This is a genomic window from Burkholderia sp. Ac-20384 (genome assembly GCF_017104605.1).
GTDB classification, from domain to species: domain Bacteria; phylum Pseudomonadota; class Gammaproteobacteria; order Burkholderiales; family Burkholderiaceae; genus Burkholderia; species Burkholderia lata.
In genome coordinates this window covers 1-455 of sequence record NZ_JAAGPE010000687.1, presented here as the reverse complement: position 1 = coordinate 455, position 455 = coordinate 1, and the positions used below count along the sequence as shown (strand labels likewise).

1 protein-coding gene is annotated in these 455 nt (G+C 34.5%); it reads right to left on the bottom strand.

Features of this window, described 5'->3' with window-relative positions; all coding sequences use genetic code 11:
* The coding region (locus G3O00_RS42855) for a CNNM domain-containing protein (protein WP_206146614.1) at nucleotides 1–232 on the bottom strand (232 nt) is incomplete at its 3' end.
* Between the last annotated feature and the right edge of the window lie 223 nt (nucleotides 233–455).

Genomic DNA, 455 nt, shown 5'->3' with positions numbered 1-455 from the left:
AAAAAAAAAAACCCAAAATGGCGACAGCATTTAGACCAATATGTGAAGTGGCAAAAAAATCATCTGAATTTTCTTGCAATTTTAACACTTTATCGTCACGGTCATCGCCTGATTCTGCCAGTAATTTCAGTTTGCTTTTTCTTGCACCTGCCCAAGCACTTTCTGAAATCGAGCAAAGACTAGATGTCAAACTCAGTACAATAATAATCATAAAGTTTTGCAACAAACTCACAGTAACAGCCAGCTGGAGAAGTTTTGGTTAAAAAATTTGTCACTAATGGTTTAAAGAGTGTAGGTTAAGGCTGATTTGATAATAACAAGGATATTAGTTGTGTTGGCTAAATCGGCTAAGCGTTGTTTGGTGGTCAATCAATCACTTGATCTTTAATACCACTTGCTTCATCTGTCATTAAATACACATAAACTGGCATGATATCATCATGTTTTTTTTTTTA